Annotated in this window: 26 protein-coding genes and 1 pseudogene; 16 read left to right on the top strand and 11 right to left on the bottom strand. The window is 60.0% G+C overall.

The annotated features are described in order from the left end of the window. Positions 1–40 precede the first annotated feature (40 nt). A complete protein-coding gene (locus FFI16_RS17720; protein WP_138816120.1) occupies positions 41–802 on the top strand; it encodes a CHAD domain-containing protein in 762 nt (253 codons plus the stop codon). 90 nt (positions 803–892) lie between these two features. Continuing rightward, positions 893–1,690, top strand: a complete 798-nt coding sequence (locus tag FFI16_RS17715; protein ID WP_138816119.1) for an acyl-CoA thioesterase II — start codon at positions 893–895, stop codon at positions 1,688–1,690. Between the two features lie 6 nt (positions 1,691–1,696). Here the strand turns inward: FFI16_RS17715 and FFI16_RS17710 are convergent. From FFI16_RS17710 to FFI16_RS17700, 3 genes and pseudogenes are all read right to left on the bottom strand, one after another. After that, positions 1,697–1,945: pseudogene (locus FFI16_RS17710) on the bottom strand (terminase); the annotation flags it as partial. Between the two features lie 109 nt (positions 1,946–2,054). Further along, on the bottom strand, positions 2,055–3,536 hold the full coding sequence (locus FFI16_RS17705; RefSeq protein WP_138816118.1) for a methyl-accepting chemotaxis protein: 1,482 nt from the start codon (positions 3,534–3,536) through the stop codon (positions 2,055–2,057). Positions 3,537–3,632: 96 nt separating this feature from the next. Then, entirely contained in the window at positions 3,633–4,439 is an 807-nt protein-coding gene (locus FFI16_RS17700) for a TatD family hydrolase (protein ID WP_138816117.1), read from the bottom strand. Between the two features lie 236 nt (positions 4,440–4,675). Between FFI16_RS17700 and FFI16_RS17695 the strand changes: the two genes are divergently transcribed. From FFI16_RS17695 to FFI16_RS17685, 3 genes are all read left to right on the top strand, one after another. After that, positions 4,676–6,097 carry a transglycosylase SLT domain-containing protein gene (locus FFI16_RS17695; protein WP_138816116.1) on the top strand — a complete coding sequence of 474 codons (1,422 nt, stop codon included), beginning with the start codon at positions 4,676–4,678 and terminating at the stop codon, positions 6,095–6,097. A gap of 103 nt (positions 6,098–6,200) precedes the next feature. Then, positions 6,201–6,635 (top strand): DoxX family protein, encoded by a 435-nt coding sequence (locus FFI16_RS17690; protein ID WP_138816115.1) that lies wholly within the window; start codon positions 6,201–6,203, stop codon positions 6,633–6,635. A gap of 260 nt (positions 6,636–6,895) precedes the next feature. Beyond that, entirely contained in the window at positions 6,896–7,204 is a 309-nt protein-coding gene (locus tag FFI16_RS17685; protein WP_016975361.1) for a hypothetical protein, read from the top strand. Between the two features lie 7 nt (positions 7,205–7,211). Here FFI16_RS17685 and FFI16_RS17680 read toward each other — a convergent pair whose 3' ends face one another. The 3 genes from FFI16_RS17680 to FFI16_RS17670 are packed head-to-tail and all read right to left on the bottom strand — an operon-like array spanning position 7,212 to position 10,597. Further along, entirely contained in the window at positions 7,212–8,933 is a 1,722-nt protein-coding gene (locus tag FFI16_RS17680; protein WP_138817428.1) for a Gldg family protein, read from the bottom strand. 15 nt (positions 8,934–8,948) lie between these two features. Further along, positions 8,949–9,674, bottom strand: coding sequence for an ABC-2 transporter permease (locus tag FFI16_RS17675; RefSeq protein ID WP_138816114.1), 726 nt, complete (start codon positions 9,672–9,674; stop codon positions 8,949–8,951). Beyond that, complete coding sequence (locus FFI16_RS17670; RefSeq protein WP_138816113.1) at positions 9,671–10,597, bottom strand: ABC transporter ATP-binding protein; 927 nt, start codon at positions 10,595–10,597, stop codon at positions 9,671–9,673. Before FFI16_RS17670 ends, FFI16_RS17675 begins: the two co-directional genes overlap by 4 nt. Before the next feature lie 238 nt (positions 10,598–10,835). Between FFI16_RS17670 and FFI16_RS17665 the strand changes: the two genes are divergently transcribed. Both FFI16_RS17665 and greB read left to right on the top strand, forming a co-directional pair. Further along, positions 10,836–11,888, top strand: a complete 1,053-nt coding sequence (locus FFI16_RS17665) for a hypothetical protein (RefSeq protein WP_138816112.1) — start codon at positions 10,836–10,838, stop codon at positions 11,886–11,888. A 126-nt stretch (positions 11,889–12,014) separates the two neighbouring features. After that, positions 12,015–12,488, top strand: coding sequence for a transcription elongation factor GreB (gene greB, locus FFI16_RS17660; protein WP_056857197.1), 474 nt, complete (start codon positions 12,015–12,017; stop codon positions 12,486–12,488). Positions 12,489–12,531: 43 nt separating this feature from the next. Here the strand turns inward: greB and FFI16_RS17655 are convergent, their stop codons facing one another. Both FFI16_RS17655 and FFI16_RS17650 read right to left on the bottom strand, forming a co-directional pair. After that, the gene (locus tag FFI16_RS17655) at positions 12,532–15,042 is read right to left on the bottom strand and encodes an ABC transporter permease (protein WP_138816111.1); all 2,511 of its coding nucleotides are present in this window, start codon (positions 15,040–15,042) and stop codon (positions 12,532–12,534) included. Then, on the bottom strand, positions 15,042–15,725 hold the full coding sequence (locus FFI16_RS17650) for an ABC transporter ATP-binding protein (RefSeq protein WP_017136140.1): 684 nt from the start codon (positions 15,723–15,725) through the stop codon (positions 15,042–15,044). The genes FFI16_RS17655 and FFI16_RS17650 overlap by 1 nt, the downstream gene beginning before the upstream one ends. Positions 15,726–15,735: 10 nt before the next feature. On the opposite strand from FFI16_RS17650, the gene FFI16_RS17645 reads away from it, so the two are divergent. From FFI16_RS17645 to FFI16_RS17635, 3 genes are all read left to right on the top strand, one after another. Next, complete coding sequence (locus tag FFI16_RS17645) at positions 15,736–16,341, top strand: arylesterase (protein WP_178112689.1); 606 nt, start codon at positions 15,736–15,738, stop codon at positions 16,339–16,341. Between the two features lie 58 nt (positions 16,342–16,399). Next, entirely contained in the window at positions 16,400–16,690 is a 291-nt protein-coding gene (locus FFI16_RS17640) for a hypothetical protein (protein WP_017136142.1), read from the top strand. A gap of 83 nt (positions 16,691–16,773) precedes the next feature. Continuing rightward, positions 16,774–17,745, top strand: a complete 972-nt coding sequence (locus FFI16_RS17635; RefSeq protein ID WP_138816109.1) for a L,D-transpeptidase family protein — start codon at positions 16,774–16,776, stop codon at positions 17,743–17,745. A 135-nt stretch (positions 17,746–17,880) separates the two neighbouring features. On the opposite strand, the gene oprI is transcribed toward FFI16_RS17635, so the two are convergent. Then, complete coding sequence (oprI, locus tag FFI16_RS17630) at positions 17,881–18,132, bottom strand: outer membrane lipoprotei OprI (RefSeq protein WP_003172710.1); 252 nt, start codon at positions 18,130–18,132, stop codon at positions 17,881–17,883. 622 nt (positions 18,133–18,754) lie between these two features. Here oprI and FFI16_RS17625 point away from each other — a divergent pair. Next, on the top strand, positions 18,755–19,036 hold the full coding sequence (locus FFI16_RS17625) for a GNAT family N-acetyltransferase (protein ID WP_003189869.1): 282 nt from the start codon (positions 18,755–18,757) through the stop codon (positions 19,034–19,036). Between the two features lie 64 nt (positions 19,037–19,100). Here the strand turns inward: FFI16_RS17625 and FFI16_RS17620 are convergent, their stop codons facing one another. Continuing rightward, positions 19,101–20,177: a 3-deoxy-7-phosphoheptulonate synthase gene (locus FFI16_RS17620; RefSeq protein WP_138816108.1), complete on the bottom strand. Its 1,077-nt coding sequence runs from the start codon at positions 20,175–20,177 to the stop codon at positions 19,101–19,103. A 130-nt stretch (positions 20,178–20,307) separates the two neighbouring features. Beyond that, entirely contained in the window at positions 20,308–20,742 is a 435-nt protein-coding gene (locus FFI16_RS17615) for a PilZ domain-containing protein (protein ID WP_138816107.1), read from the bottom strand. Here FFI16_RS17615 and FFI16_RS17610 point away from each other — a divergent pair. The 5 genes from FFI16_RS17610 (at position 20,741) to cysB (ending at position 24,638) form a co-directional block, all read left to right on the top strand. Then, positions 20,741–21,127, top strand: coding sequence for a thioredoxin (locus FFI16_RS17610; RefSeq protein WP_138816106.1), 387 nt, complete (start codon positions 20,741–20,743; stop codon positions 21,125–21,127). The genes FFI16_RS17615 and FFI16_RS17610 overlap by 2 nt on opposite strands. Beyond that, complete coding sequence (locus tag FFI16_RS17605) at positions 21,124–22,077, top strand: putative 2-dehydropantoate 2-reductase (RefSeq protein WP_138816105.1); 954 nt, start codon at positions 21,124–21,126, stop codon at positions 22,075–22,077. The genes FFI16_RS17610 and FFI16_RS17605 overlap by 4 nt, the downstream gene beginning before the upstream one ends. A gap of 16 nt (positions 22,078–22,093) precedes the next feature. Further along, a complete protein-coding gene (locus FFI16_RS17600) occupies positions 22,094–23,011 on the top strand; it encodes a 5'-nucleotidase (protein WP_138816104.1) in 918 nt (305 codons plus the stop codon). Positions 23,012–23,059: 48 nt separating this feature from the next. Then, a complete protein-coding gene (locus FFI16_RS17595; RefSeq protein ID WP_138816103.1) occupies positions 23,060–23,560 on the top strand; it encodes a universal stress protein in 501 nt (166 codons plus the stop codon). 103 nt (positions 23,561–23,663) lie between these two features. Next, positions 23,664–24,638: an HTH-type transcriptional regulator CysB gene (gene cysB, locus FFI16_RS17590; protein WP_003189876.1), complete on the top strand. Its 975-nt coding sequence runs from the start codon at positions 23,664–23,666 to the stop codon at positions 24,636–24,638. Positions 24,639–24,641: the final 3 nt, after the last annotated feature.

The following is a 24,641-nucleotide window of genomic DNA, read 5'->3' as shown; positions in this document are numbered from 1 at the left end:
CGTCAGCGGCGAATAAGGTTTCATGGTTAAGGGGGAAGGGATGTCAGTGCTGGTTGATCAGCTAGTCGCTCAGGTCATTGGCCTGGAAGTAGGGTTACTGAGCTGCCAGGCTCGCCTTGCCGCCGTCACCGACGATGAAGCCTTGCACGACCTGCGCACCACCGTGCGGCGCTTGCGCAGTTTGTTGCGCCCGTTGCGCGGGCTGCCGGGTGTCGAGCAGCTGGAATTGGCCGCCAGCACGGTTGGCCAATTGACTACGCCGCTGCGTGACCGCGAGGTACTGGCGGCGTACTTGCATCAGCACGGTCATCACGCGGCGGCCGACCGGCGCCTGCGTTTGCAAGCCGATGCCTATCGCCAGGTGGCGCAAAGCCCGGAACTCGCGCATTTGCTGCTGATTCTGGATGCCTTTCCGCGTTTTATCCGCGCCTCCCAACACCAGAAAATGCTCAAAGGCCTGCGCCCGCGCATCGAGAAGCGTCTGGGCAAACAATGGCAGAAACTTGATGACGCCCTTAAAGACCCTGATCACGACCGCCACCGTCTGCGCCTGCTGATCAAGCGCGTGCGCTACGCGGCCGAAGCCTACCCGGAACTGGACAAACTACCTGCCAAGGCGATGCAACGCCTCAAGCAAGCGCAAGGAGCACTGGGCGATTGGCACGATTGCTGGCAATGGCTGGCCCAGGCCGAACATCAACCCGACCTGCAGCCGTGCGTTGCGGTTTGGCAGCGCACTATGGCCACGGCTGAAGGCCAGGCGGATCGGGTGCTGGACAAGCTCAGCGCGGATTGTTTCTAGACCGGTCCGGTTTTTGGCCGGAATAGGCGCTGTGTCAGGCCTGCCCGCTGGTTAAGATCCCTGCATCGGTTTTCTGGATGTGAGGTTGCCATGCGCTTTTGTGATTTGCTCGACGCCGCCCGTAACAACCCGTTGGAAGTGACCATCCCCGCCGAGTGGGCGCAGGGCCGCGCAACCTTTGGTGGCCTGGTGGCTGCCTTGCAATACGAAGCCTTGCGTGCCCAAGTGCCGGCGGATCGCCCTTTGCGTTCGCTGGCCATCACCTTTGTTGGCCCGGTAGCGCCGGATGTGCCCGCCAGTTACCAGGTCGAAGTACTGCGCGAAGGCAAGGCGGTGAGCCAGTTGCTCGGCCGTGTGGTGCAGAACGGCGAAGTGGCGACCCTGGTACAAGCCAGCTTTGGCGCAGCCCGCGAGTCGGTCATTGAGGTGGCGAGCGAGCCGCCGCCGGTGTTCAAACACTGGGATGAGTGCCAGGAACTGCCCTATATCAAGGGTGTTACCCCCGAATTCATGCGCCACTTGGCGATGCGCTGGAGTGTCGGCGGCCTGCCGTTTACCGGTAATAAATCCCGCGACATGGGCGGCTGGGTGCGTTTGCGTGGGGACGTGAAGGAAGAACCGCTGACCGAATCGCATATTCTTGCCCTGGTCGACGCCTGGCCACCGGCCTTGTTGCCGCACCTGACCAAGCCGGCACCGGGCAGCACCCTGACCTGGACCATCGAGTTCATCCAGCCGCTGCAAAACCTGACCACCCTCGACTGGTGCCAGTACTACGTCAACATCGAGCACGCCCGCGACGGCTACGGCCATGCCGCTGCCGCGCTGTGGAGCCCGAGCGGCGAGTTGATCGCCATCAGCCGCCAGACCGTGGTGGTCTTCGCCTGAGCCTCAGAAGTGCTGGCTGCCCTGGGCTTCCAGCGTACGGCCGTGGCGTTGCAGCGCCACGCCCGCCAACAGGCCAACAACGCCGATGGCAACACTTGCCAGGCTGAAGCTGAACACGCCAGACACCATCAATAGAAAACCAATGATCAGCAAAGGCACGGCAAGCAGTTGCAGGCCCAGGTTGGTGGGGTGCTGATGAGCCTGTGGCTGAGTGCGCCATTGCCAGGCGGGGAAGTTGGGGTGACGTTTGCCCATGATCATGAATCCTCTGTCCGTTGAAACAACATGGACAAAGTTTAGGTCGCGGGCACGTGGGACGGCGAATCAAGACTCGCTATGGAAGCCATAGCCAGCCTTGTTTGGCTTATAGCTTCAATTGCCCGATCGCCTTGCTCAATTCCCCCGCCAAGGTCGCCAGTTCGTTGCTGGTGGTGGCCGACTCCACGGTCTGTTGCACGGTGTTCTCGGTCACATCGCGAATGCTCACCACCGCGCGGTTCATCTCTTCGGCAACATGGCTTTGCTGTTCGGCGGCCACGGCAATCTGGGTATTGCTTTCGCGCATCTGGGCCACGGCGCCGGTGATTTCGGCGAGTGCGGCGCCGGCTTCCTGGGCCTGTTGCACGCAATCATCAGCCTTGAACGAGCTTTCTTGCATGAAGTCCACCGCATCGCGGGTGCCGGCTTGCAGCGCCGAGACCATGCGGGTGATTTCGTCGGTGGAGCTTTGCACGCGCTTGGCCAAGTTGCGTACTTCGTCGGCGACCACGGCAAAACCACGGCCCATTTCGCCGGCGCGGGCGGCTTCGATGGCGGCGTTGAGGGCCAGCAGGTTGGTCTGTTCGGCGATGCTGTGGATCACGCCGACCACGCCGTTGATTTTCTGACTGTCTTCGGCGAGTTTCTGGATCATTTCGGCCGTCTGCTGCACGCCGGTGGACAAGCCGGCGATAGAGCGCTGCACCCGAGTGACCACTTCCTGGCCACTGCCGGCGAGGGTGTCGGCGGTCTGGGACAGGTCGCGGGTAGCGCCGGCATGCTGGGCGATATGGTAGACGGTGGCGGTCATCTCATTGATGGCGGTGGCGGCCTGGTCGGTTTCGCTTTGCTGGCCGAGCATGCCGTGCTGCACTTCGTTCATGCTGCTGGCCAGGCGCGCGGCGCCATCATCGAGTTGCTGGGCGGTGCGCGCCACGGTGCTGACCACGCGCTGATAGCCAGCCTGCATGGCGTTGAAGGCACTGGCCATCTGGCCAACTTCATCTTTGCACGCCAGCGGCACGCGGGCCGACAGGTCGCCGGTCTTCTCTACGTGCAGCATCACGTCCTTGAGGGTGTTGAGTTGGCTGAGCAGGAAGCGGATCAGCAACTGCGAGGCACCGAGCATCGCCAGCATCAGGATCAGCACGGCCACGGCGTAGTTGGCGAAGCGTTCGCCGAAGACCTGGCTGAGGCTACGGCCGTAGGCGAGTACGGCGATCTGTTGGCCATCGGTACGGGTGACCACTTCGGCACCGATCAGTGGGTTTTCCCCGAACAAGGGCATGTGATTGAGTTCGACCCAACCGGCGGCGGCACTCAGGGCTGAAAGATCTTGATCGGCCGACTGTGGGATTTGGCCGCGGGCAAAGGTCAGCCAATGTTCATTTTTGGGTAATGGAGTGTTGGCCGGCCAGGCGCCGAGTAGTCGTGCCTGCGCCTGGGCTGAGGCCCGTGACGCATCGCTGCGGGCCTGTTGTTCGAGCTGCACGGCATACAGCACCAGCAGCAGTGTGGTGATGAAAGCGACCGCATTGACGGCCCAGAATTTGTATTTCAGCGAGATATTGCTAAGCCAGGCACCCATGGAAGGTTTTCTCTGATAGCGGAAACAGCATTGGCAAGGTGCCATTATTGTGCCGCTACTCAGTAGACCGGTTTTGACATGGGTCAATGCGCCGCATCAATCCACTGAAGGCAGCCCAAAAAACGCACGGGAGCAGGCGGTGCTGTGTTCGGCCAGGTCCTCCAGCGACTCGTTACGATGCAACGCAACCTCACGCAGCACTTCCGGCAAATAAGCCGGTTCATTGCGGCCGTTTTTCGGCTTGGGCCGCAAGGTGCGCGGTAGCAAGTACGGCGCATCGCTTTCCAGCATCAAGCGGCCACGGGGAATTTCCTTGACCAGCGGATGCAGGTGCGTGCCACGGCGCTCGTCGCAGATCCAGCCGGTGATGCCGATGTGCAAGTCGAGGTCGAGGTAGCTGAACAGCGCCTGTTGCTCGCCGGTAAAGCAATGCACCACGGCGGCGCTCAGGTGATCGCGGTAGTCCTTGAGGATTTCCAGCAGGCGCTGGTTGGCATCACGTTCGTGCAGAAACACCGGCAGTTTCAGCTCGACCGCCAGGGCCAGATGCTCCTCGAGGACTTTTTCCTGCTGTGGGCGCGGGGAAAAGTCGCGGTTGAAGTCCAGCCCGCATTCTCCCACCGCACGTACGCGGCTTTCGTTGAGCAACCCGCGCAAACGCTGGGCGCTGTCGCCATTCCAGTCACTGGCCGAGTGCGGGTGGATGCCGGCGGTGCTGAACAGGCGTTGGCCGCTTTCATCGAGTTTTACGCACAGTTCCAGGGCCTGTTCGCTGCCGTCGACGCTGGTGCCGGTGAGTACCAATTGTTGCACGCCGGCGGCGTAGGCGCGGTCGAGAACGGCCTGGTGCCTCTCGTCGAAACTGGGGTTGGTCAGGTTGACGCCGATATCAATGAGTTGCATGGTGCTAGCTCCGCCTGCGGCCGGAAAGCATATCAGAGCTGTAGATTTATAAGAAAAACTAAGAACTACAACGCGTTATAGCTGTCTTTGAACGTCGCAAGTGACATTGTGGTTGGCTTACCGCCTGCCCCGACGCCACCGTTGCGTGCCTTGCCAGCGCTTGAAGCGCTCTGTTTCTGACCTCCAGCTTTTCGTCTTTCACGAAATGGCTGGCCAGTATTCTTTCCGGAGAGCGGATGATCCGACCCTCGGCGTTGCTTATGTTGTGCCTGACGTTACTGCTGCCCACGGCGGCGGTCGCGCGTCTGGACGGGCCGCTGGAAGTGACCAAGCCCGGCAAGGTCCGTGACCTGGCGCAGATCCGTTCCAGCCGCACCCTGCGTGTGCTGGTCAACCAGAGCCGTAACAGTTCCGGTGAGGTCCAGGGCCAGGCCATCGGAGTCGAATACCATCGTCTGCGCGCATTCGAGCAATACCTGAACGGCCACGCCCGGGACGGAGAAGAAATCAGCCTCAAGATCATTCCCAGGGCCAAGGACCAATTGCTTGGCGCATTGGCCCGTGGTGAAGGCGACCTGGTGGCGCCGGGTGAATTACTCGATGTGAAGGCCACGCACAAGATCAGCACCAGTGACCCGATTGCCAGCGGCGTGCCGCTATGGCTGGTGGGCGTGAAGGGTGAGCGACGGTTTACCAAGCTGGAGCAATTGTCCGGGCGCACCTTGGCGCTGACCACCGGCAGTGCGGCGGCGGATGCGATCAACCAGGTCAACCAGCAACTGGCGCTGCACAAGCGCCCTCCGGTAAAGGTGGAGTGGGTTGACCCGACGCTGGCCGTGGAGGATGTGTTGGAGATGGTTCAGGCCGGAATCTTCCACCTCACCATCGTCGAAAAACCGATTGCCGAGCGCTGGTCGAAAATCCTGCCCAAGTTACGCTTTGATCGGCAGGTGGCAATCAGCGAGCCGGGTGACGAGTACTGGTTCGTGCGCCAGGATGCCTCAATGCTGCGGGCCAGTATTGATCGCTTCCTCAAGACTTATCGCACGCCGTCCGACCAGGACGTAGCGTTTCAGCGTATCTATCGACGTCTCTATCAAGTGCGCAATCCGCTGGCCCGTGCCGACCGTCAGCGCCTTGAGAAACTGCGTCCGGTGCTGCAAAAGCATGCCCGAGAGCAGGGTATGGACTGGCTGAACCTGGCGGCGCTGGCCTTCAAGGAGTCGGCCCTGGACCCTGGCGCGCGCAACAGCGGCGGGCCGACCGGCCTGATGCAGATCACCCCATCGGCGGCGCAGCGGGTAGGTGTGAACAATATCGAGAGCCTGGACAGCAATGTGCAGGCCGGTGCGCGTTATCTGGCAATGATCCGCCGCAAGTTTTTCGCCAGCCCCAAACTCAACGAGCGCGAACGCATGGCCTTTGTGCTGGCGGCTTATAACATGGGGCCGGAGCGAGTCCAGGGTATGCGCGCAGAGGCTCGCCGGCGGGGCTTGAACCCCAATCAATGGTTCTTCCAGGTTGAACGCATTGCCATGGAACAGGTGGGAATGGGCGGCGTCAGCTATGTTAATAGCGTGAACAAGTATTACTTGGCGTTTGATCGGGAGCGGGAATCCCTGGAACCGTCGACGCCGAAAATTGCCTCACGAAAATAATCGGTTTTATCGATAAGTATTAGGCGATTTTTGCGCTTTTATCATAGTCTGATCCGATTAATATAGTGGCCAACCAACCCCTACTTTGAAAAGGATTCTCACCATGAGCCCACTGATCAACCGCATTCTGTCCACCCGCGCCGGTTACGGCCTGACCATCCTGCGAATTTTCGTCGGCATCGTTTTCGCCGCCCATGGTTCGCAAAAACTCTTCGGCTGGTTTGGCGGCGGCGGTTTGGCCGGCACGGCGCAGTACATGGAAAGCCTGGGCCTGACGCCGGGTACGCTGATGGCAGTGCTGTCAGGTGGGACTGAGTTCTTTGCCGGCCTGGCGTTGATCATTGGCTTGCTGGCACGCCCAGCGGCATTGGGCCTGGCCTTCCTGTCGCTGGTGGCGATCTTCTCGGTGCATATCCATAACGGCCTGTTCATGGCCAACAACGGTTATGAGTTCGCCTTGGCCTTGCTCGGCGGTGCACTGGCGGTGCTGTTCGAAGGCGCTGGCAAACTGTCCGTCGACCGCGCCATCGCCCACTGAAGATCCGCGTAACCCCCTGAAAAAGCCCGCCATGAGCGGGCTTTTTCATTGCTCGGGATTCTTGACAGCGCCCCACAGGCTTCTCTAGGATGCTGCTCATGCGCCGATTTAAACAGCTAATTGCGGGGCGCCACTGGGACTCAATGCAGCCCGACAGAAGCATGCACTCACCAAGAGTCAGGTTTCGAAATACCGCTAAAGCGCTGGTTCGGTGTTGCCTCTCACCTGCCCGCAGACTTTTGAGGCAGAGACACGACACGATGAATGCACTACGCCCCCTCATACGCCTGGCCCCGATCACCGCGGACCTGACTCAACGCAACCCCAAAATCCTGCTGGGCGGCAAGCATCAGCCGACCTTGCTGCGTTACCTGGACGGCTGGCCGCGCCGTACAGGGCGCCCCTCAGCGTTTCTGATCCAGTTTGTAGAAGATGGCGATTCCCTGGCGCGTTTTGCCAGCAACAGCTTTGACCTTGCCGTTATCCAGGCGCCCAGTGCGGGCGATGCCGATGAGGTGATCCGCCAACTGACGCGCATCGCCCGGCAAGGGCTGATTGCGCGTCGTTGACGGCTGATCAGTGAACGACAACCGCCGACCGGCGTCGCCGGTGGTAGAGGTACACTGCCCAGGCGATCAGGCATAACGACAGCGGTACTGCGCCAATCATCAGCAACTTGAGGTTGCGTTCCGCTTGATGCACCGGTGCATACGCCTGGACCTTGAGTGCCTGCAACTCCATGGGCAGCCGCAGGCGTTCCTTGTTGAGCGCCTGCAACTGGATATTGGTGCCCACCGCGCGGGTGCCGAAGCCAGTACTCGGTGGATTCAAGCGTTGCCATTCCTGCTCGGTCTGCTCAAGGCGTCTTTGCAGTTCCCCGGCTTGTTGCGCATAAGCCTGCTCGGCAGCCTCGCGCAGGTGCTCCAGTGCGTGGGGAGAACGGCTGACGCTGGTACGCGGTTGAATGTTTGCGAGCACGTCGGGCGCGGCAAGGTTATCCAAGGTATTCAAGACAAACATCACGTTGCTATTGGGCGCAGAGTTGATCACCGCGTCCGTCAGCAAATCGGTATCGGCGACCACCACCACATCGATATGTGCAGCCTTTTGCAGTCCGGGAGGTTGTCCGTCAATGCCATCTGGAAAGGCCGAGTAGGCGGGGCCTTCGAGGCGCGCTGCGATCACCTGGGGTTGCGCGGCAGCCGGTATCCCCTCAGCCAGTAAGTCGGCTGCAGGCGTTGCTGCAAAGCGGCCTGCATCCAGCAGAGTGGAGCGCTTGGAGCTTTGCAACAGAGGCGTGAGTGTGGTGCGGCTTTTTCTTACACGCGATAGCGCACCGCTGCTCGATACGATGACCGTATCCAGTTTCCAGGCACTCACATCGTTGGCCGTTATCGCTTGCCGTGGCAGGTTCAGCTTGGCCGGGTGCAGTATGGTTGGCGCGCCTGAGCCAAAAGCGTGATCGACCAACAGCTTGTCCGCCGGCATCTGAATGCCCCACGCCGCCAATAGCCCATCCAGCCTTGTGTCGGCGGGCTTGGCGTTGGTCTCGGCCTCGCTCACCGGGTCAATGAAGAGCATCAGTTTGCCACCCCTGAATACAAACTGTTCAATCGCATACAGGGTTTGTTCCGGCAGGGCGCGCGGGTGCACAACCATCAGGGTTTTGATCGATTCGGGCACTGTCGGGGTGCTTGATGCCAGGCCAATCAGATCAAAATGCTGATGCATCTGTGCCAGCAGCTGTTCGCCAGACGCGTTCAGTGCCAACCCCGTCAATACGCCGACGGTGGGAGGCTCGGGGTGCATCAGTTGGTGGATCAGATGGCTGATTTCGTACTCTAGCAAGGGCTCGTCATCCAGGCGCAGTACATCTATACGTTGTGCGGGCTGGCCTGCACGGGTGCCGATGAGGCCAAGAAAGCCTTGCTTGTCATCCAATCCGAACAGGCCGGCCTTGTAGGCATCCTCTGAATAAGGGGTAGGATCTATAACATGTAGGTTAATCATGCCCTTTGATGCTTTTTCGAACTCTTTGAGTAAATCTGCCACTCGTTCGCCATAGCGGTTTATTGCCTGGCTTCTTCTCGGGTCATTACTTGAGTTGAAGTAATACAAATCCAGTGGGTGTTCCAGAGTGGCGAGCAGTTGTCGCGCAGCGGGCGATAAAGTGTGGATTTTCTGCTGTGAGAAGTCCCAGCGGATATTCGGTAGTTTGCCAACCCACGCGAGATTGAATGCAAGGAAAAGCAGCAGTATGACCAGCAGTGTCATACCTGTACTCAGAGTGGAACGCATCATTTGCTTTCCTTCTCAACTGGTTTTGTAATTAAGCGTGACTGTGGATGCCGAGAGAAAGGCAAGGATCATGCTGATGTAGTACAAGGCGTCATGCAGTGTCAGTTTGCCGTTGTCGATGGCGCCGAAACGCGAAATCGGGTTAATCGAGGCCAGGCTGTCAACGACCCAGATTGGCGCCTGATGCTCAAGTGCGTCCAGCACCGATGACAGTCCGCTGGCTGCCAGTAACATCACCACCGTCACCAGAAATACAGCCAAACGTTGGTGGGTCAGGGCAGAAGTAAAACATCCGACAGAAAGATAGGCGCCGGCCAGCAACCAACTGGCTAGAAACTGTGAAGAGATAACACGGTTGTCGGCGGTGCCGAGGTAATTGGCGAGGATCACCAGTGGGAAAGTCAGCAACAATGCAATACCGCATACGACCCACGCCGCCATAAACTTTCCGATTACCCGCTCTGCGCTGGTGATGGGCAGGGTTTTCAGCATGTCGCGCATACTGGCGTGGTGTTCGTCCGACCACAATTGTGTCGACAGCATGGGAATCAGCAGCAGGTAGAGCCAAGGGTGCAATTGGAAAAACACCTGCAGGTCGCCGCTGTCCTGTTGCAGCCAATTGCTTGTATACAACCCCAGGGTGGCGCACAACACCAGAAACGCGGCAATACCCAGGTACGTGCTGGGAGTACAGGCATAACTGGCCAGTTGGCGCTTGAAAATGACAGGCAGCAGTTTCAAAGGGTGACCTCGTGGCTCAGATGCTGAACAACTTCGTTCAGGCGACCCGGCTCCAGATTCAGTGACGTTATGTTCCAGCCGCGGCTGGCGATTAGTGCGTTGATATGGGGGTAGATGGCGTGCCCGGGCATGGCCAGAACTGTCACGGTGCCGGGTGCATGCCGGTCCTCTTCTATACCTGCCACGCCAGGTAATACGGCAAGGGCGAGTAAATCCAGAGGGGTTTCTGCGGCCAGCGTGACGGCTCGGTAATGCCGGGAGTTGCGCTGCAGGTCGGGCAGCGGGGTGTCTGCCACAAGGTGCCCACCGGCGATAACCAGGGCGCGCGTGCAGAGGCCGGACAGGTGGTCGCAGTGCCGGGAGGCAATGATGACTGCCATGTCTTCGGTCAGCGCCTGGATAAGCGTCTTGAACCTGAGCAGTTGATCCGGTGTGAGCCCCTCGGTCGGCTCATCCAGCAACAGCAGGCCGGGCGCGTGCAGGATCGCCTGGGCGATGGCAACTCTGCGTTTCAGGCCGATCGAAAGCGTAGCAAGCGGTGCATCGAGCACCCGTGACAACTCCAGGCGCATGGCGGCCCGATCGACACGGCTGCGTTTTTCGGCACCGCTGAAGCCGCGAACGGCGGCAATGAAATTGAGCACGCCTTTAACCGACAGTGACTGATGGCTGAGGCCGCCCTGGAGTTGATAACCGAGGTTTTTTTGCGCCTGCAGTGGCTGCGCCTGAGTGTCGAAGCCCTGGACCGTCACATGCCCCGCAGAAGGTTTGGCGAGCCCGGCTATTACGTTCAGTAGTGTGGTCTTGCCTGCACCATTCTCCCCGAACAGGCCTATGCATTCCTGGCGTTGGGCACAAAATGAGACATTAGTGATGACGTTTCTTTTACCCAAACGCTTTGTCAGGCTGCTTATCTCGAGCATCTTTTTACCGAATAAGTTTTGCGAGGCGTAGGAACATTTACCGTCATATACGGTGAGCGCCAGGAAGGTTACGTTTAATCATTGGACTTGGAAACGTGGGGACATGTTTATCAGATAAGTCCTACGCCGCAGCGCCTAACTTGCTGAAACAATTGCGTTGTTCCGAGGCTTGTTAACGGCCGGGTGTTTATCTGGCGTTTATATAAGGTTTACTCTTTCGCAATAAGGCCTGAATATCATGATGCTTCTTCGCACGCTTGTTCTTGAACGCAGCGGTCAGGACACACCGATCAACGGTGCACTACTTTGCGGGTTTGCCGTTGCACAGACCGATTCAAACTTTCTGGTCTATAGCCTGGATGAAGAGACCGAACCTGGTAACTCCAGGGTCTATATCGCGGCGCTCCGCAAGAAACTCGATCGGTATTTCCTGGGTGGGGTCGAGTCCAAGGAAGATCTGCAAGTTGCCATGCAAGTGTTCAAGCAAATCCTGATGGCGGCTGCGGCCTCCGGAACCAAGAACGGCACTGTCAGCGAATCCTCGATCCCTTTCCATTTCATTGATTTGAAAGGCTGCAAGTTGCCGCCCGCCAGACCGGAAGATCATCATTCAATGATCATCAAGAAGGGCCTGGTGATGAAAGTCATTACCCTGGGCATGTCTGCGCCCGCACTGCCGGCCATCGAAAGTGCTTCGCTGATCGTGCCTTCGATTCGCTTCTCGTCGCAGATGATTGCCCCGCCCAGGCCCGCCAACCCAGCCAATTCGGCTGAGCCGCCGGTTTCCGAGCCGCTCAAGGCGCAACCGCTGGAGGCACCCGTCGCGATTGCTCAGGCGCAGGCATTGGAGCCAGCACCAGAACCAGAGTCGGAACCAGAGCCGCAACCGGAACCGGTCGAACTCAGTGCGCCGCCGGTTCAGGTTGAGCCGGCCGCGCCTGCACCGAGCCCACCTGCGCCGAAGATGGAACATGCCTCGTTGGTTGAGATGGACAGCACGTTGACCAGCCTGGCCAAGGTCGCCCAGGAGCTTACGCAACAGCAGCAAGCGGCAATCGAGCGCGAGGAAATGCTTGAGCAGTGGCAGGCACGACTCGAGCAGGAGCAGAGCGAACTGGAAGAAAAGAACCGGGCGTTGCAACAGCACTCAGCGCAGTTGCATGAGCGCGACCTTGAGGTTGGCAGGACGGCTGAGAAGTTGACGCAGGCACTGTCGCAGGTGGCGGGGATACGCCAGCGCTTGCAGGGTGTGCTCCTGGAGCTGGATCAAACCCTGGATGGTCAGGCTTGAAGCAGATGTGTTCTGCGGTCTGGCTACTTTTCAGGGTTCATTTATCATCAACCCCAGCCGGCCGGCGCCAGGGCGTGATGCCTTGGCGTATCGGCACCATTGGACATTGTCTGGGGATGCACGCGTTTGAGTACCAAGCTGATTACCAAAGAAGGTCATGAAGCGCTGAAAAAAGAGCTGGATTACCTGTGGCGTGAAAAACGTCCGGATACCACCCGCAAGGTGACCTGGGCGGCGTCCCTGGGCGATCGCAGCGAGAATGCGGATTACCAATACAACAAGAAACTGCTGCGTGAGATTGATCGGCGTGTGCGTTACCTGCGCAAGCGCCTGGAAGACATGCGGGTGGTGGAATACATGCCCGAGCAGGAGGGCAAGGTGTTTTTCGGCGCCTGGGTCGATATCGAAAACGAGCAGGGCGAGACCAAGCGGTTTCGGATCGTCGGCTATGACGAAATTTATGAACGCATGGATTACATCTCCATCGATTCACCGATGGCCCGGGCGCTGCTGCGCAAGGAAGTTGACGATGAGGCCATGGTGCAGACGCCGACCGGCGAGGTGTGCTGGTGGATTACCGGTATCGAGTATGTGAAGTAAACGCTGGCCGGCACGCCGTCGGGCGTACTGGCCAGCGCTGGTTTCAACCTTCGCGTAATACCGTCAATGGGCTGGCATTCAACGCGCGACGCGTACCGAATACACCCGCGCCGCCGATCAGCACGGCACCGATCACCGGCAGTAGCAACAACCACGGGTGTGGATGCCACGCCAGGTCAAAGGCGTAGCGGTACAGCACCCAGGTCACCAACTCGGTGCCCAGGGCTGCCAGCAGGCCACTGACCGCGCCGAGCAAGCCGAACTCAATCCGCCGCGCCTTGACCAGTAACTTGCGCTCGGCCCCCAGCGCCCGCAACAGCGCACCCTGGCGAATCCGCTCATCCAGGGTGGCCTGCAGGCCCGAGAACAACACGGCCATGCCCGCCGCCAGCACAAACAGCAATACGTACTCCACCGCCAGAGTCACTTGGGCGAGGATGCTGCGCAGTTGCTCCAGCAAGGCTTCGACCTGCAGGATGGTGACGGCCGGGAACGCACGGGACAGGTCGACGATCTGCTGGTCATGCCCGGGTGCCAGGTAGAAGCTGGTCAGGTAAGTGGCCGGCAGGTCCTTCAAGGTGCCGGGCTGGAAGATCATGAAGAAGTTGGGCTGGAAATTGTCCCAGTTGATGGTTCGCAGGCTCGTGACCCGTGCTTCGCGGTTCTCGCCACCGACGGTGAACACCAGGTGATCATCGAGCTTGAGCTTCAGGCTTTCAGCGACCTTGGCTTCCACCGATACGCCTGGGATGCCATCGCCCGGTTGCTGTGACCACCAAGCGCCTGCGGTGAGGACGTTGCCCGGTGGCAGGTCGGCTGCCCAGGTCAGGCTCAGGTCGCGCTGTACAGCGCGGTCACCACTGGAGTCCTTGCTGACAATCTCCTGCACCGGCTCGCCATTAATGCTGATCAAGCGGCCCGGCACCACCGGGTACAGCGGCGCCGCTTGTGCTTGCAGCTCCAGCAGGCGGGCGCCAAAGGCGTCTTTGTCGGCCGGCAGGATGTTCAGGGCGAAATAGTTGGGGGCGTCCTTGGGTAGCTGGTTTTGCCAGGTGTCGAGCAACTCACCGCGCAGCAGGGCGATCAAGCCCATGGACAACAGGATCAAGCCAAACGCCAGGGACTGGCCGGCCGCCGCCAAGGGGTGGCGCAGCAGTTGGCCCAAGCCCAGGCGCCAGGGCAGCGAGGCGCGGGCCAATAAACGACGCAGGCTTTGCAGCAACAACAACAGCAGGCCGCCGAGGATCAGCGCGGCCATCACGCCACCGCCGAGCAACGCGAAGGTCAGCACCAGGTCGAGGCTCAGGCGCCACATGATCAGGCCGAGGGCGAACAGCGCCGCGCCATAGACCATCCAGGTGCTGGAAGGGATCGGCAGCATGTCGCGCCGCAATACCCGCAGCGGCGGCACCCGGCCCAGCGCTGCCAGGGGCGGCAGCGCGAAGCCGGCGAGAGCGACCAGCCCGGTGCCGATACCCGCCACCGCCGGCAGCAGCCCGCCGGGCGGTACGTCGGCCGGCAGCAGGTCATGCAGGAAATAGAACAGGCCAAATTGCGCCAACCAGCCGAGCACGGCGCCGGTGAGGCTGGCCAGCAGGCCGAGTACGCTCAATTGCAGACTGAACAGCAGCATTGTTTCGCGGCGGGACAAACCCAGGCAGCGCAGCAGCGCGCTGGCGTCGAAACGGCGGCTGGCAAAGCGGTTGGCCGACAGCGCCACGGCCACGCCGGCCAGCAGCACGGCTACCAGGCTGGCCATGTTCAGGTAACGCTCGGCCTTGCCCAGGGCGCCGCCGATCTGCTGGTTGCCATCACGCGAATCCTGCAAGCGCTGGTTGGCGGCAAGGCCGGGCTTGACCAGGTCGCGATAGGTTTGCAGCGCCGTGCTGCCCTGGGGCGCACGCCACAGTTCGCGGTAGCTCACGCGGCTGCCGGGTTGCACCACGCCGGTGGCATCGAGGTCGGCGAGGTTGATCATCACCCGTGGCGTGAGGCTATAGAAGTTACCGGCGCGGTCGGGCTCGTAGGTCAGGATGTGCGTGAGCCGCAGGGTTTTCATGCCCACGTCGATGCTGTCACCGACTTTGAGGTCCAGCGCGGTCAGCAGCCGTGCTTCCACCCAGGCTTCGCCGGGTTTGGGGCCGCCTCCCGCGGTTTCTGCGCCGAAGGGCTCAGTGGCGCTCTTGAGTTCGCCGCGCAACGGGTACTGCTCGTTGACCGCCTTGATGCTGGAGAGTTGGATGCCGTTATCGGTCGCGATAACGCTGGAGAACTCAACAATGCGTGCGTGATCCAGGCCCAGTTCGGTCCCTGACCTTATTTGCTCGGAGCGGGCCGGTGAGCTGCCTTCGAGCACCAGGTCGGCACCGAGGAATTCGGTGGCACGCAACAGCATGGCGCCGTTGAGGCGTGCGCCGAAGTAGCCGATGGCGGTGCTGGCCGTGACGGCCACCAGAAGGGCGAAAAACAACACGCGCAACTCGCCGGCGCGGGCGTCGCGCAGCAATTGGCGCATGGCAAGGCTGAACAGGCGCAACAGCGGCAAACGTGCCATCAAGGCTCCAGGGGCGCGACCATCAGGCCGGCTTCAAGGCGGATCAGGCGTCGGCAACGGTGGGCCAGGCGCTCGTCATGGGTGACCAGCACCAGGGTCGTGCCGCTCTCTTTGTTGAGTTCGAACAGCAGGTCGCTGATGCGCTCGCCGGTGTGGCTGTCGAGGTTGCCGGTAGGTTCATCGGCAAACAGCACATCCGGTTCGGCGGCAAAGGCCCGGGCGATGGCAACGCGTTGCTGCTCGCCACCGGACAGCTGGCGCGGCGAGTGGGTCAGGCGTTGGCCCAGGCCCACCCGCTCCAGCAGGTGGGTGGCGCGCTCGCGGGCGTCTTTGCGGCCGTCCAGTTCCAGCGGCAGCATGACGTTTTCCAGTGCGTTGAGGCTGTCGAGCAGTTGGAATGATTGGAAGACAAACCCCACATGCTCGGCGCGTATGCGCGCACGCTGGTCTTCATCGAGGGTGCTCAAGGCTTGGCCTGCGAGCGTGACTTCACCACTGCTGGGCAGGTCGAGGCCGGCCAGCAGGCCGAGGAGGGTGGATTTGCCGGAACCGGAGCTGCCGACGATAGCCAGGCTATCGCCCTTGTTCAGTTCCAGGCTCAGTTCGTGCAGGATAGTCAGTTCACCTTCCGCGCTGGGAACCACTTTGCTAAGGTTTCGCGCGGTGAGAATGCTTGCGCCCATGGAGAATCCGATGCGAATGTGGTTTTTGAGTGCTGGCCTGGCCTTGATGTGCATGGCCCAGAACGCAGCGGCGGGTACAGTCCTGATCGTTGGCGATAGTATCAGTGCCGGTTTCGGGCTGGATACCAGCAAAGGGTGGGTAGCGTTGCTGGGACAACGGCTCAAGAGCGAAGGTTTCGACGATAAAGTGGTCAATGCCTCCATCAGTGGCGACACCAGTGCCGGAGGCCTGGCGCGGCTGCCGGCGGCGCTTGCAGAGCATAAACCGGATGTGGTTATTCTCGAGTTGGGCGGCAATGACGGCCTGCGTGGGCAGCCGCCAGCGCAATTGAAACAAAATCTTGCGTCGATGATTGATCAGTCCAAGGCCAAGGGCGCCAAGGTGCTGCTGCTGGGCATGCAGTTGCCGCCTAATTACGGCCCGAAATACACCACGGCGTTTGCCGAGGTTTACGGTGCGTTGGCCAAGGAAAAAAACATCCCTTTGGTGCCGTTTTTCCTTGAAGGCGTGGGCGGCCATCCCGAGTTGATGCAGGCCGATCAGCTTCACCCAGCCGTCGGCGCACAGGGCAAGTTGCTGGAAAATGTCTGGCCGACGCTAAAACCGCTGCTATGACGCTTTTCTACCGGCAGGCTTTCGGCTAAGGTGGCGCCCCCCCGATCTGGAGCCCCCGATGTCGCGCCCTGCCTGGTCCCTGTTCAACTACCAACTGATCGAGCCTGACGAGCAGCTGGATCTGTTCGCCTGCCAGGAAGTCCGGGTGCATCTGGTCGCGCGTCAACTGGAGTTGGGTGGCTCGATTGACCGCACGCTTTGCGGCACTTTATTGCCGGCACAACCACGCTGGTCATCGGTCGATCGTGCGATTTTCCAGGACCAGCGCCTGTGCCCGCTGTGCCGGGCAATTCTCGAATCGCAAAAGCGCGGTACGCCGCTGATCTGGCCGGAGCTGCGCTTCGAGTAGCCGCGGGCAGGGTGATGCCTGGATCGCGCTTCACGTATACAATCAGTATTTTCCTACCCGTCGTTCTGCGAAGGATTTTCCGGATGTTGTCGCGCCTTTCCGTCGTTACCTGCTGCCTGTCTCTTGCTGCCCTGTGTGCAGCCGGTTCGGCGTCAGCCTTGCAGTTGCCCTTGCCCCCGCCGGGTGAAGACATCGTCGGTCAGGTCCAGGTGATCAAGGCCAAGTACGAAGACACCTTTGCCGACCTGGGCACCACCTATGACCTGGGCTATTCGGAAATGGTCGCGGCCAACCCCGGTGTGGATGCCTGGTTGCCGGGCGCAGGCACCGAGATAGTGCTGCCTACGCGGTTCATCCTGCCGCCTGGCCCGCGCGAAGGTATCGTGATCAACCTGGCGGAATACCGGCTTTACTATTACCCCAAGGGCCAGAACGTGGTGTACACCTTCCCGTTGGGCATTGGCCGTGAAGGCTGGGGTTCGCCGGTCGCGCACACCACCATCACCGGCAAGATCCCCAACCCGACCTGGACCCCGCCGGCCTCGATCAAGGCCGAGCACGCCGCCAATGGCGACCCGCTGCCCAACGTAGTGCCGGCCGGGCCGGATAACCCGCTGGGGCCGTTCAAGTTCACTTTGGGCACGCCGGGTTATCTGATCCACGGTTCCAACATGAAATTTGGTATCGGCACGCGTACAAGCCATGGCTGCTTCCGCATGTTCAACAACAACGTGCTGCAGATGGCCGATATGGTGCCGGTCGGCACATCGGTGCGCATCATCAACGATGCCTACAAGTTCGGCAGCAGTGGCGGCAAGGTCTACCTTGAGGCGCATACGCCGTTGAACGACGATGGCACGCCTTCGGTGGTCGACAAGCACACCGCCGTCATCAATGCCCTGCTCAAGCGCGAGGACCTGGCCAACAACTTGCGCGTCAATTGGGACCAGGTGCGTGACGTAGTGGCCGCCGAAGATGGCTTGCCCACCGAGATTGGTGTACCGGGTGCCAATACCCCGGTGGTGTCCAGCACACCGATCGATCTGCAGCAATAAGCCTGTTGATCAAGAGCCCGCCAAAGCCTTGCGCTACGGCGGGCTTTTTATTGCGCGGGGGTTCAGGGCTGAATTTCAGGCAATAAAAAAGCCGACCCAAGAATGGATCGGCTTGATAACAACCCCGAAGGATTATTACTTGCGGCTTGCTTTTTCAAGCATGCGCAGAGCGCGCTCGTTAGCTTCGTCAGCAGTCTGTTGTGCTTTTTGAGCAGCAGCCAGAGCTTCATCAGCTTTACGGTAGGCTTCGTCTGCACGAGCCTGGGAGCGAGCTGCTGCGTCTTCAGTTGCAGTCAGACGAGCTTCGGTTTCTTTGGAGACGCTGCTGCAACCGGTAGCCAGAACTGCGGCCAGAGCCAGAGCAGAGAATTTCAGAACGTTGTTCATCGTGTTCCCCTTCAAGGACTTTCTATTAAATGGCTACTTTCTCAGGGTGAGCTGATAGCCGGCGTACATACTACTCATTACTTGTAGTAAGTAAACTGACGTAGCGCAAGAAGCAAAAAAAATTCTTGTGCCGTATCTATTTTGGCTAATCTTTTGGAGGTTTGTATAAAAACCGCTCAAGAATTTTCATTTTGTCGGGAACTGGATCCAAGCTGAGAGGTCCGGCCAGCCTGTGTCAGGCTGGGCAAGCAGGTGTAAATTTATATATCTACGATGACACTTTTTTTCACTTGGCCTTTGCCGTGCCCGGCATCTTTTGCGCATGTAGGCGCATCTAGAGGTGACTTTAAGAGCGGCAGTTCGTCTCAAGCTTCAACTGCCGGCAATGTTCAGGCTATCGATCATCGATTGATCGAAGCCCTTTCTGTAACCACCAGCGGCAGGGGATGACGAGTGCGCCTTGAGCTATTGCAGCATTGGTGCCTACTATTCCCTACGTGCTGGTTGTAAGCGCTATAGGTTTTCTCGTTGTCGAAACCGGCACGGGGTGGCGTAGATGTTCCTTCGCCGGAAAAACATCGGTAAGGTAGGGGTCGAGATCCAAGACCCGCGAGGAGTAGTGATGAGCGAGGCGTTGTCCATCCACCATGACCAGGCTGGTCATCAGTTCGAGACCAATGTGGACGGTCATCGTGCCTATCTGACCTATATGGACCTGGGCAAACAGACCCTGGACATCTATCGCACCTTCGTGCCCAACGCCTTGCGCGGGCGTGGCATTGCTGCTGCGCTGACCGAGGAAGCGTTGAAGTTCGCCGAAGAGGCCGGGTACACCGTGATCCCTTCGTGCTCTTACGTAGAGCGCTACATGGAGCGCCATCAGCGCCATGCCGCGAAGCTGTAACCGATCAGCCGCACCATAAAAAACGCCGGGCTAAGCCCGGCGTTTTTGTGTGCGCAGTTTAAGGTCAGGTGCGTTTGCGTTTAGGCAATACGTCCTTGAGCTTGGCATGCATGCTGCGCAGGGTGGTCTCGGTGGCGGACCAGTCGATGCAGGCATCGGTGATCGACACGCCGTATTGCAGGTCGGCCAGGTCTTTTGGAATCGACTGGCAGCCCCAGTTCAAGTGGCTCTCGACCATCAAGCCGATAATCGACTGGTTGCCTTCAAGAATCTGGTTGGCGACGTTTTCCATCACCAGCGGTTGCAGGGCCGGGTCTTTGTTGGAGTTGGCGTGGCTGCAATCGACCATGATGTTTGGCTTGATCCTGGCCTTGTTCAGCGCCTGCTCGCACAGTGCCACGCTGACCGAATCATAGTTGGGCTTGCCGTTGCCGCCGCGCAATACCACGTGGCCATAGGCGTTGCCCTTGGTGGTGACGATGGACACGCCACCTTCCTGGTTGATACCCAGGAAGCGGTGCGGGCTGGACACCGATTGCAGGGCGTTGATCGCAACCGTCAGGCCGCCATCGGTGCCGTTCTTGAAGCCCACGGCCGAGGACAGGCCGGACGCCATTTCGCGGTGAGTCTGGGACTCGGTGGTGCGTGCGCCGATGGCCGACCAACTGATCAGGTCCTGCAGGTACTGCGGGGAGATCGGGTCCAGCGCTTCGGTTGCGGTCGGCAGGCCCATTTCGGCCAGGTCCAGCAGCAGTTGACGACCGATATGCAAGCCGTCCTGAATCTTGAACGAGTCGTCCAGGTACGGGTCGTTGATCAAACCTTTCCAGCCGACGGTGGTGCGTGGTTTCTCGAAATAGACGCGCATCACCAGGTACAAGGTGTCGGACACTTCAGCCGCCAGCACTTTAAGGCGCTCGGCGTATTCGTGGGCAGCCTTGAGGTCGTGGATCGAGCAGGGGCCGATCACTACAAAGAGGCGGTGGTCGGTGCCGTCGAGAATCTCGCGGATGACTTCGCGGCCCTTGGTCACGGTCTGCAGGGCAGCATCGCTCAAAGGGATTTCGCGCTTGAGCTGATCGGGGGTGATCAGGGTCTCGTTGGATTCGACGTTAAGGTCATTGATCGGTAAATCAGCCATCGTGTTACTCGCCAGGGTCACGGGTGCCGGCCGCCAGCTATCCCCGTGCGGCGGGCACAGCATGATTTGAATGCAGGGGGGAGGAACCTTAGCGCGTAACACGGGGCCGCGACAATGGGCAAAGCCGGCTTTAATCCAGCACCGGCGCCACAAAGGTGTCGTGGGCGAACTCACTGGTATGGCGCGAAACCCACTCACGGGCCAGGGTCTCGAGCTGGGCAGGGGTTGGCTCGGTGGCTTCGTGCAGGCGGCAGTAGCGTTCGATCTGGCACACTTGTTCGCCCATGCGCGCACCAAACAAGGCATGTTCATCGGTAAAGGAGATGCCGATGCGGTAGCCATTGTCGACTTTGCGACACCAGGCCACATAGCCCGGATAACGGGCGCTGGCGCCCAGTGACGGGATGCGCAGATCAACCGCCGTGCCCTGGCGCCAGGCACGCGGGCAATTGCAGGCGACGCCGCCCAGGCCGATAGTGTGCAGGCGTTGGCGGGGAATAGCAGGGGCGGGACGTTGGATTAACTCGACAGCGACATCATCAGGGTGAGGTAAAAAACGACCCATGTACACGGACTCCGAGCACCGTCCAATTGACGGCAGTGGCAGCAGTATAGTGAAGGAACTGGAATTGACCGACCTGGATATTGACCAGCAATTGCTGGGATTGCCAGGTATTTCGCTGCTGGTGTTTACCAGCGTAGGCTGTTCCAGTTGCCGTTGGGCACGCCAGCAACTGCCGGGCTGGACGTTGCCGGTCGAGCGCGTGTGCTGGGTGGACGCCGGGCACAACGGCGGGGCGGTCGAACGCTACCAGATCTTTCATTTGCCCGCGTTGTTCCTCGTGTGCGAGGGTCAATTCCTTGGGCAGTTACAGGCGCGTCTCACCCAGCCCGACCTTACAGGCGCGATTAATCAAGCACTTACCCGTACTCCAGAGGATCTGCCATGACAGCACAGTCGCCCCGCATCGGCATTATCGGCACCGGTGCCATTGGTGGTTTCTATGGCCTGATGCTGGCGCGTGCCGGTTTCGATGTGCACTTTCTGTTGCGCAGTGAATATGCGGCGGTTGCCGAGCATGGCCTGCACCTCAACAGTACTTTGCACGGCAAGCTGCACCTGCACCCGGTGCAGGCCTATGCCCAGGCTGCCGATATGCCGGCGTGCGACTGGCTGCTGGTCGGCACCAAATCCACCGGCAATGTGGAACTGGCCCCAACCCTTGCCCAGGTCGCCGCACCGGGCGCCAAAGTAGTACTTCTGCAAAACGGCCTCGATGTCGAAGACAGCCTGCGCGAACACCTGCCAGCGTCGCTGCACCTGTTGGGTGGCCTGTGTTACATCGGCGTGCATCGTTCCGGGCCGGGCGTCGTCGAGCATCAGGCGTTGGGCCGGGTGAATCTTGGCTATCACAGTGGCACGGCGGCCAACGATGAGGCACGCCAGCAAGCCATTGTCGAAGAGGGCGCCGCGCTGTTTCACCAGGCCGGTATCGAATCCCAGGCGATGGCCAATGTACACCAGGCCCGCTGGCATAAACTGGTCTGGAATGTGCCGTTCAATGGCCTCTCGGTGTTGCTGGGCACCGGCACCAGCGCGATGATGGCCGATGAGTCCAGTCGCGAACTGATCCAGGCCTTGATGACTGAAGTGGTGAAGGGCGCCCACGCCTGTGGCCATGAAATTCCCGGCAGTTACGTCGAGCAAATGCTCACCATGACCGACACGATGGCTGACTACCTGCCCAGCATGTACCACGACCACGTGCACAAACGCCCGCTGGAACTGGCGGCGATCTACGCCCGGCCATTGGCCGCTGCCAAAGCCGCGGGCTGCGAATTGCCACGTATGCAGGCGCTCTACCAGGCCTTGAGTTTTATTGATCGGCGCAACCGCTGATTCGGGGAGAAACACCATGGCGAAAGGATTGGGTGACAAACTGGTGCTGGCGATTTCGTCGCGGGCACTGTTCGACCTGAGCGACAGCCACAAGGTCTACCTGACCGAAGGGGTCGAGGCCTATCGCAAGTACCAGATCGAACACGAGGAAGAAACCCTCGAACCTGGCGACGCCTTCCCGCTGGTCAAGAAGCTGCTGAGCCTCAACGCCAGCCTCGGGCGTGCCCGCGTCGAAGTGGTACTGGTGTCACGCAACAGTGCCGATACCGGTTTGCGCGTGTTCAATTCGATCCAGCATTACGGCCTGGATATTTCCCGCGCCGCTTTCGTCGGTGGGCGTAGCCCCTATCCTTATTTGGCCGCGTTTGGTTGTCATCTGTTTTTGTCCACCCATGCTGAAGACGTGCGCAGTGCCCTGGATGCAGGTTTTGCTGCGGCGACGATTCTGTCCGGCGGCGCGCGCCGGGCATCGAGCGAAGAACTGCGCATTGCGTTCGACGGCGATGCGGTGCTGTTTTCCGATGAGTCCGAGCGTGTGTATCAAACCGGTGGGATAGCAGCGTTTCATGCCAGCGAGCGCGAGTCGGCACGCGAGCCTTTGCACGGCGGCCCGTTCAAGGGCTTCCTGGCGGCGCTCAACCTGTTGCAGCGCGAGTTTGCGGACGAGGCCTGCCCGATCCGCACTGCCCTGGTCACGGCGCGTTCGGCGCCGTCCCATGAGCGGGTGATTCGCACCTTGCGCGAATGGGACATCCGCCTGGATGAGTCACTGTTCCTTGGCGGCCTGGAAAAATCCGCGTTTCTGGAAGCGTTCGCCGCCGATGTATTTTTCGATGACCAGGCCGGTCATTGTGAGAAAGCCAGGGAGGTGGTGACCACCGGGCATGTGCCCCATGGCATCAGCAATGAGTTGAGAATCCAGACCGAGAGCTAGCTGCTAAGCTCAATCAAACCCCGCCATCCTGGCAGTCCAGGAGGTTCTATGATTCGTTCGATGCTGTATGCCACGGACCTCGGTCTGTATGCGCCGTATGTCATGCAACATGCGCTGGCGCTGGCCCGAACGTTCAAGGCGGATTTGTATGTGATCCATGTGGTCGAGCCGATTGGCTTGTTCGCCGAATCGGTGTTGCAGAGCTACCTTGATGAGAAGGCCCTGAGCGAATGGCAGAGCCAGGGCCTGAATACGGTGATGGCGACCATCGAGCAACGGGTGCTCGACAGTTTTCGCGAGGAGTTGGGGGAGGGCGAGCAAGACTTGCAGTTGATTCGTTCGGTGCGCGTGATCCAGGGGGACCCGTGCGAGGTGATTCTCGACCAGCTGCGTAAACTTTCCGTTGACCTGTTGATCGTAGGTAGTCATAGCCACGCAACCGCGGCTGCCACCCCGCTTGGGCGTACGGCGGCGCGGGTGCTGCAGTTGGCAACAGTGCCGGTTTACATGGTGCCGTCATTGCAGCGTCGACGCAGTGATGATGTGTGATGGTAAAAAACGATAAAAAGTTCTAGATTTATCTGTCTGACCTTTAATATAGTTATATACCGTCGCTGATACCCGTGGCGTCTATCCGCTTTGAGGGACATATATGAAGCTTCAACAACTGCGCTACATCTGGGAAGTGGCGCACCACGACCTCAACGTTTCCGCTACCGCTCAAAGCCTTTACACCTCGCAACCCGGTATCAGCAAGCAGATCCGCCTGCTCGAAGACGAGCTGGGCGTTGAGGTGTTCGCGCGCAGCGGCAAGCACCTGACCCGCGTTACCCCGGCCGGTGAGCGCATCATCACCACCGCCGGCGAGATCCTGCGCAAAGTCGAAAGCATCAAGCAGATCGCCCAGGAATTCTCCAACGAGAAGAAAGGCACCCTGTCGATTGCCACCACCCACACCCAGGCGCGTTATGCCTTGCCGCCGGTGATCCGCGATTTCATCAAGCAATACCCCGATGTGGCCCTGCACATGCACCAGGGTTCGCCGATGCAGATCGCCGAGATGGCCGCTGACGGCACTGTCGATTTTGCCATCGCCACCGAAGCCCTTGAGCTGTTCGGCGACCTGGTGATGATGCCGTGCTACCGCTGGAACCGTTGCGTGGTCGTGCCCCAGGGCCACCCGTTGGCCAAGCTGCCGAAGCTGACCCTCGAAGCCCTGGCTGAATACCCGATCGTCACTTACGTGTTCGGTTTTACCGGCCGCTCCAAGCTCGATGAAGCCTTCAGCCATCGCGGCCTCACGCCGAAAGTGGTGTTCACCGCCGCCGACGCCGACGTGATCAAGACCTACGTGCGCCTGGGCCTGGGCGTGGGCATTGTCGCCAAGATGGCGGTCGATACCAACCTCGATAAAGACTTGGTGGTGCTCGACGCCAGCGAGTTGTTCGAGTCCAGCGTGACCAAGATCGGCTTCCGCCGTGGCACCTTCCTGCGGGGCTTCATGTGCGACTTCATCGAGAAGTTTGCGCCGCACCTGACCCGTGAAGTCATGGCCAAGGCGATCCAGTGCCATAACAAGCAGGAACTGGAAGAGCTGTTTGACGGCGTTGAATTGCCCGTGCACTGAGTG

This window comes from Pseudomonas sp. KBS0710 (assembly GCF_005938045.2).
In the GTDB taxonomy this organism is placed as follows: domain Bacteria; phylum Pseudomonadota; class Gammaproteobacteria; order Pseudomonadales; family Pseudomonadaceae; genus Aquipseudomonas.
The sequence above is the reverse complement of the archived record's forward strand: the minus strand, read 5'-3'. Positions and strand labels throughout refer to the sequence as shown.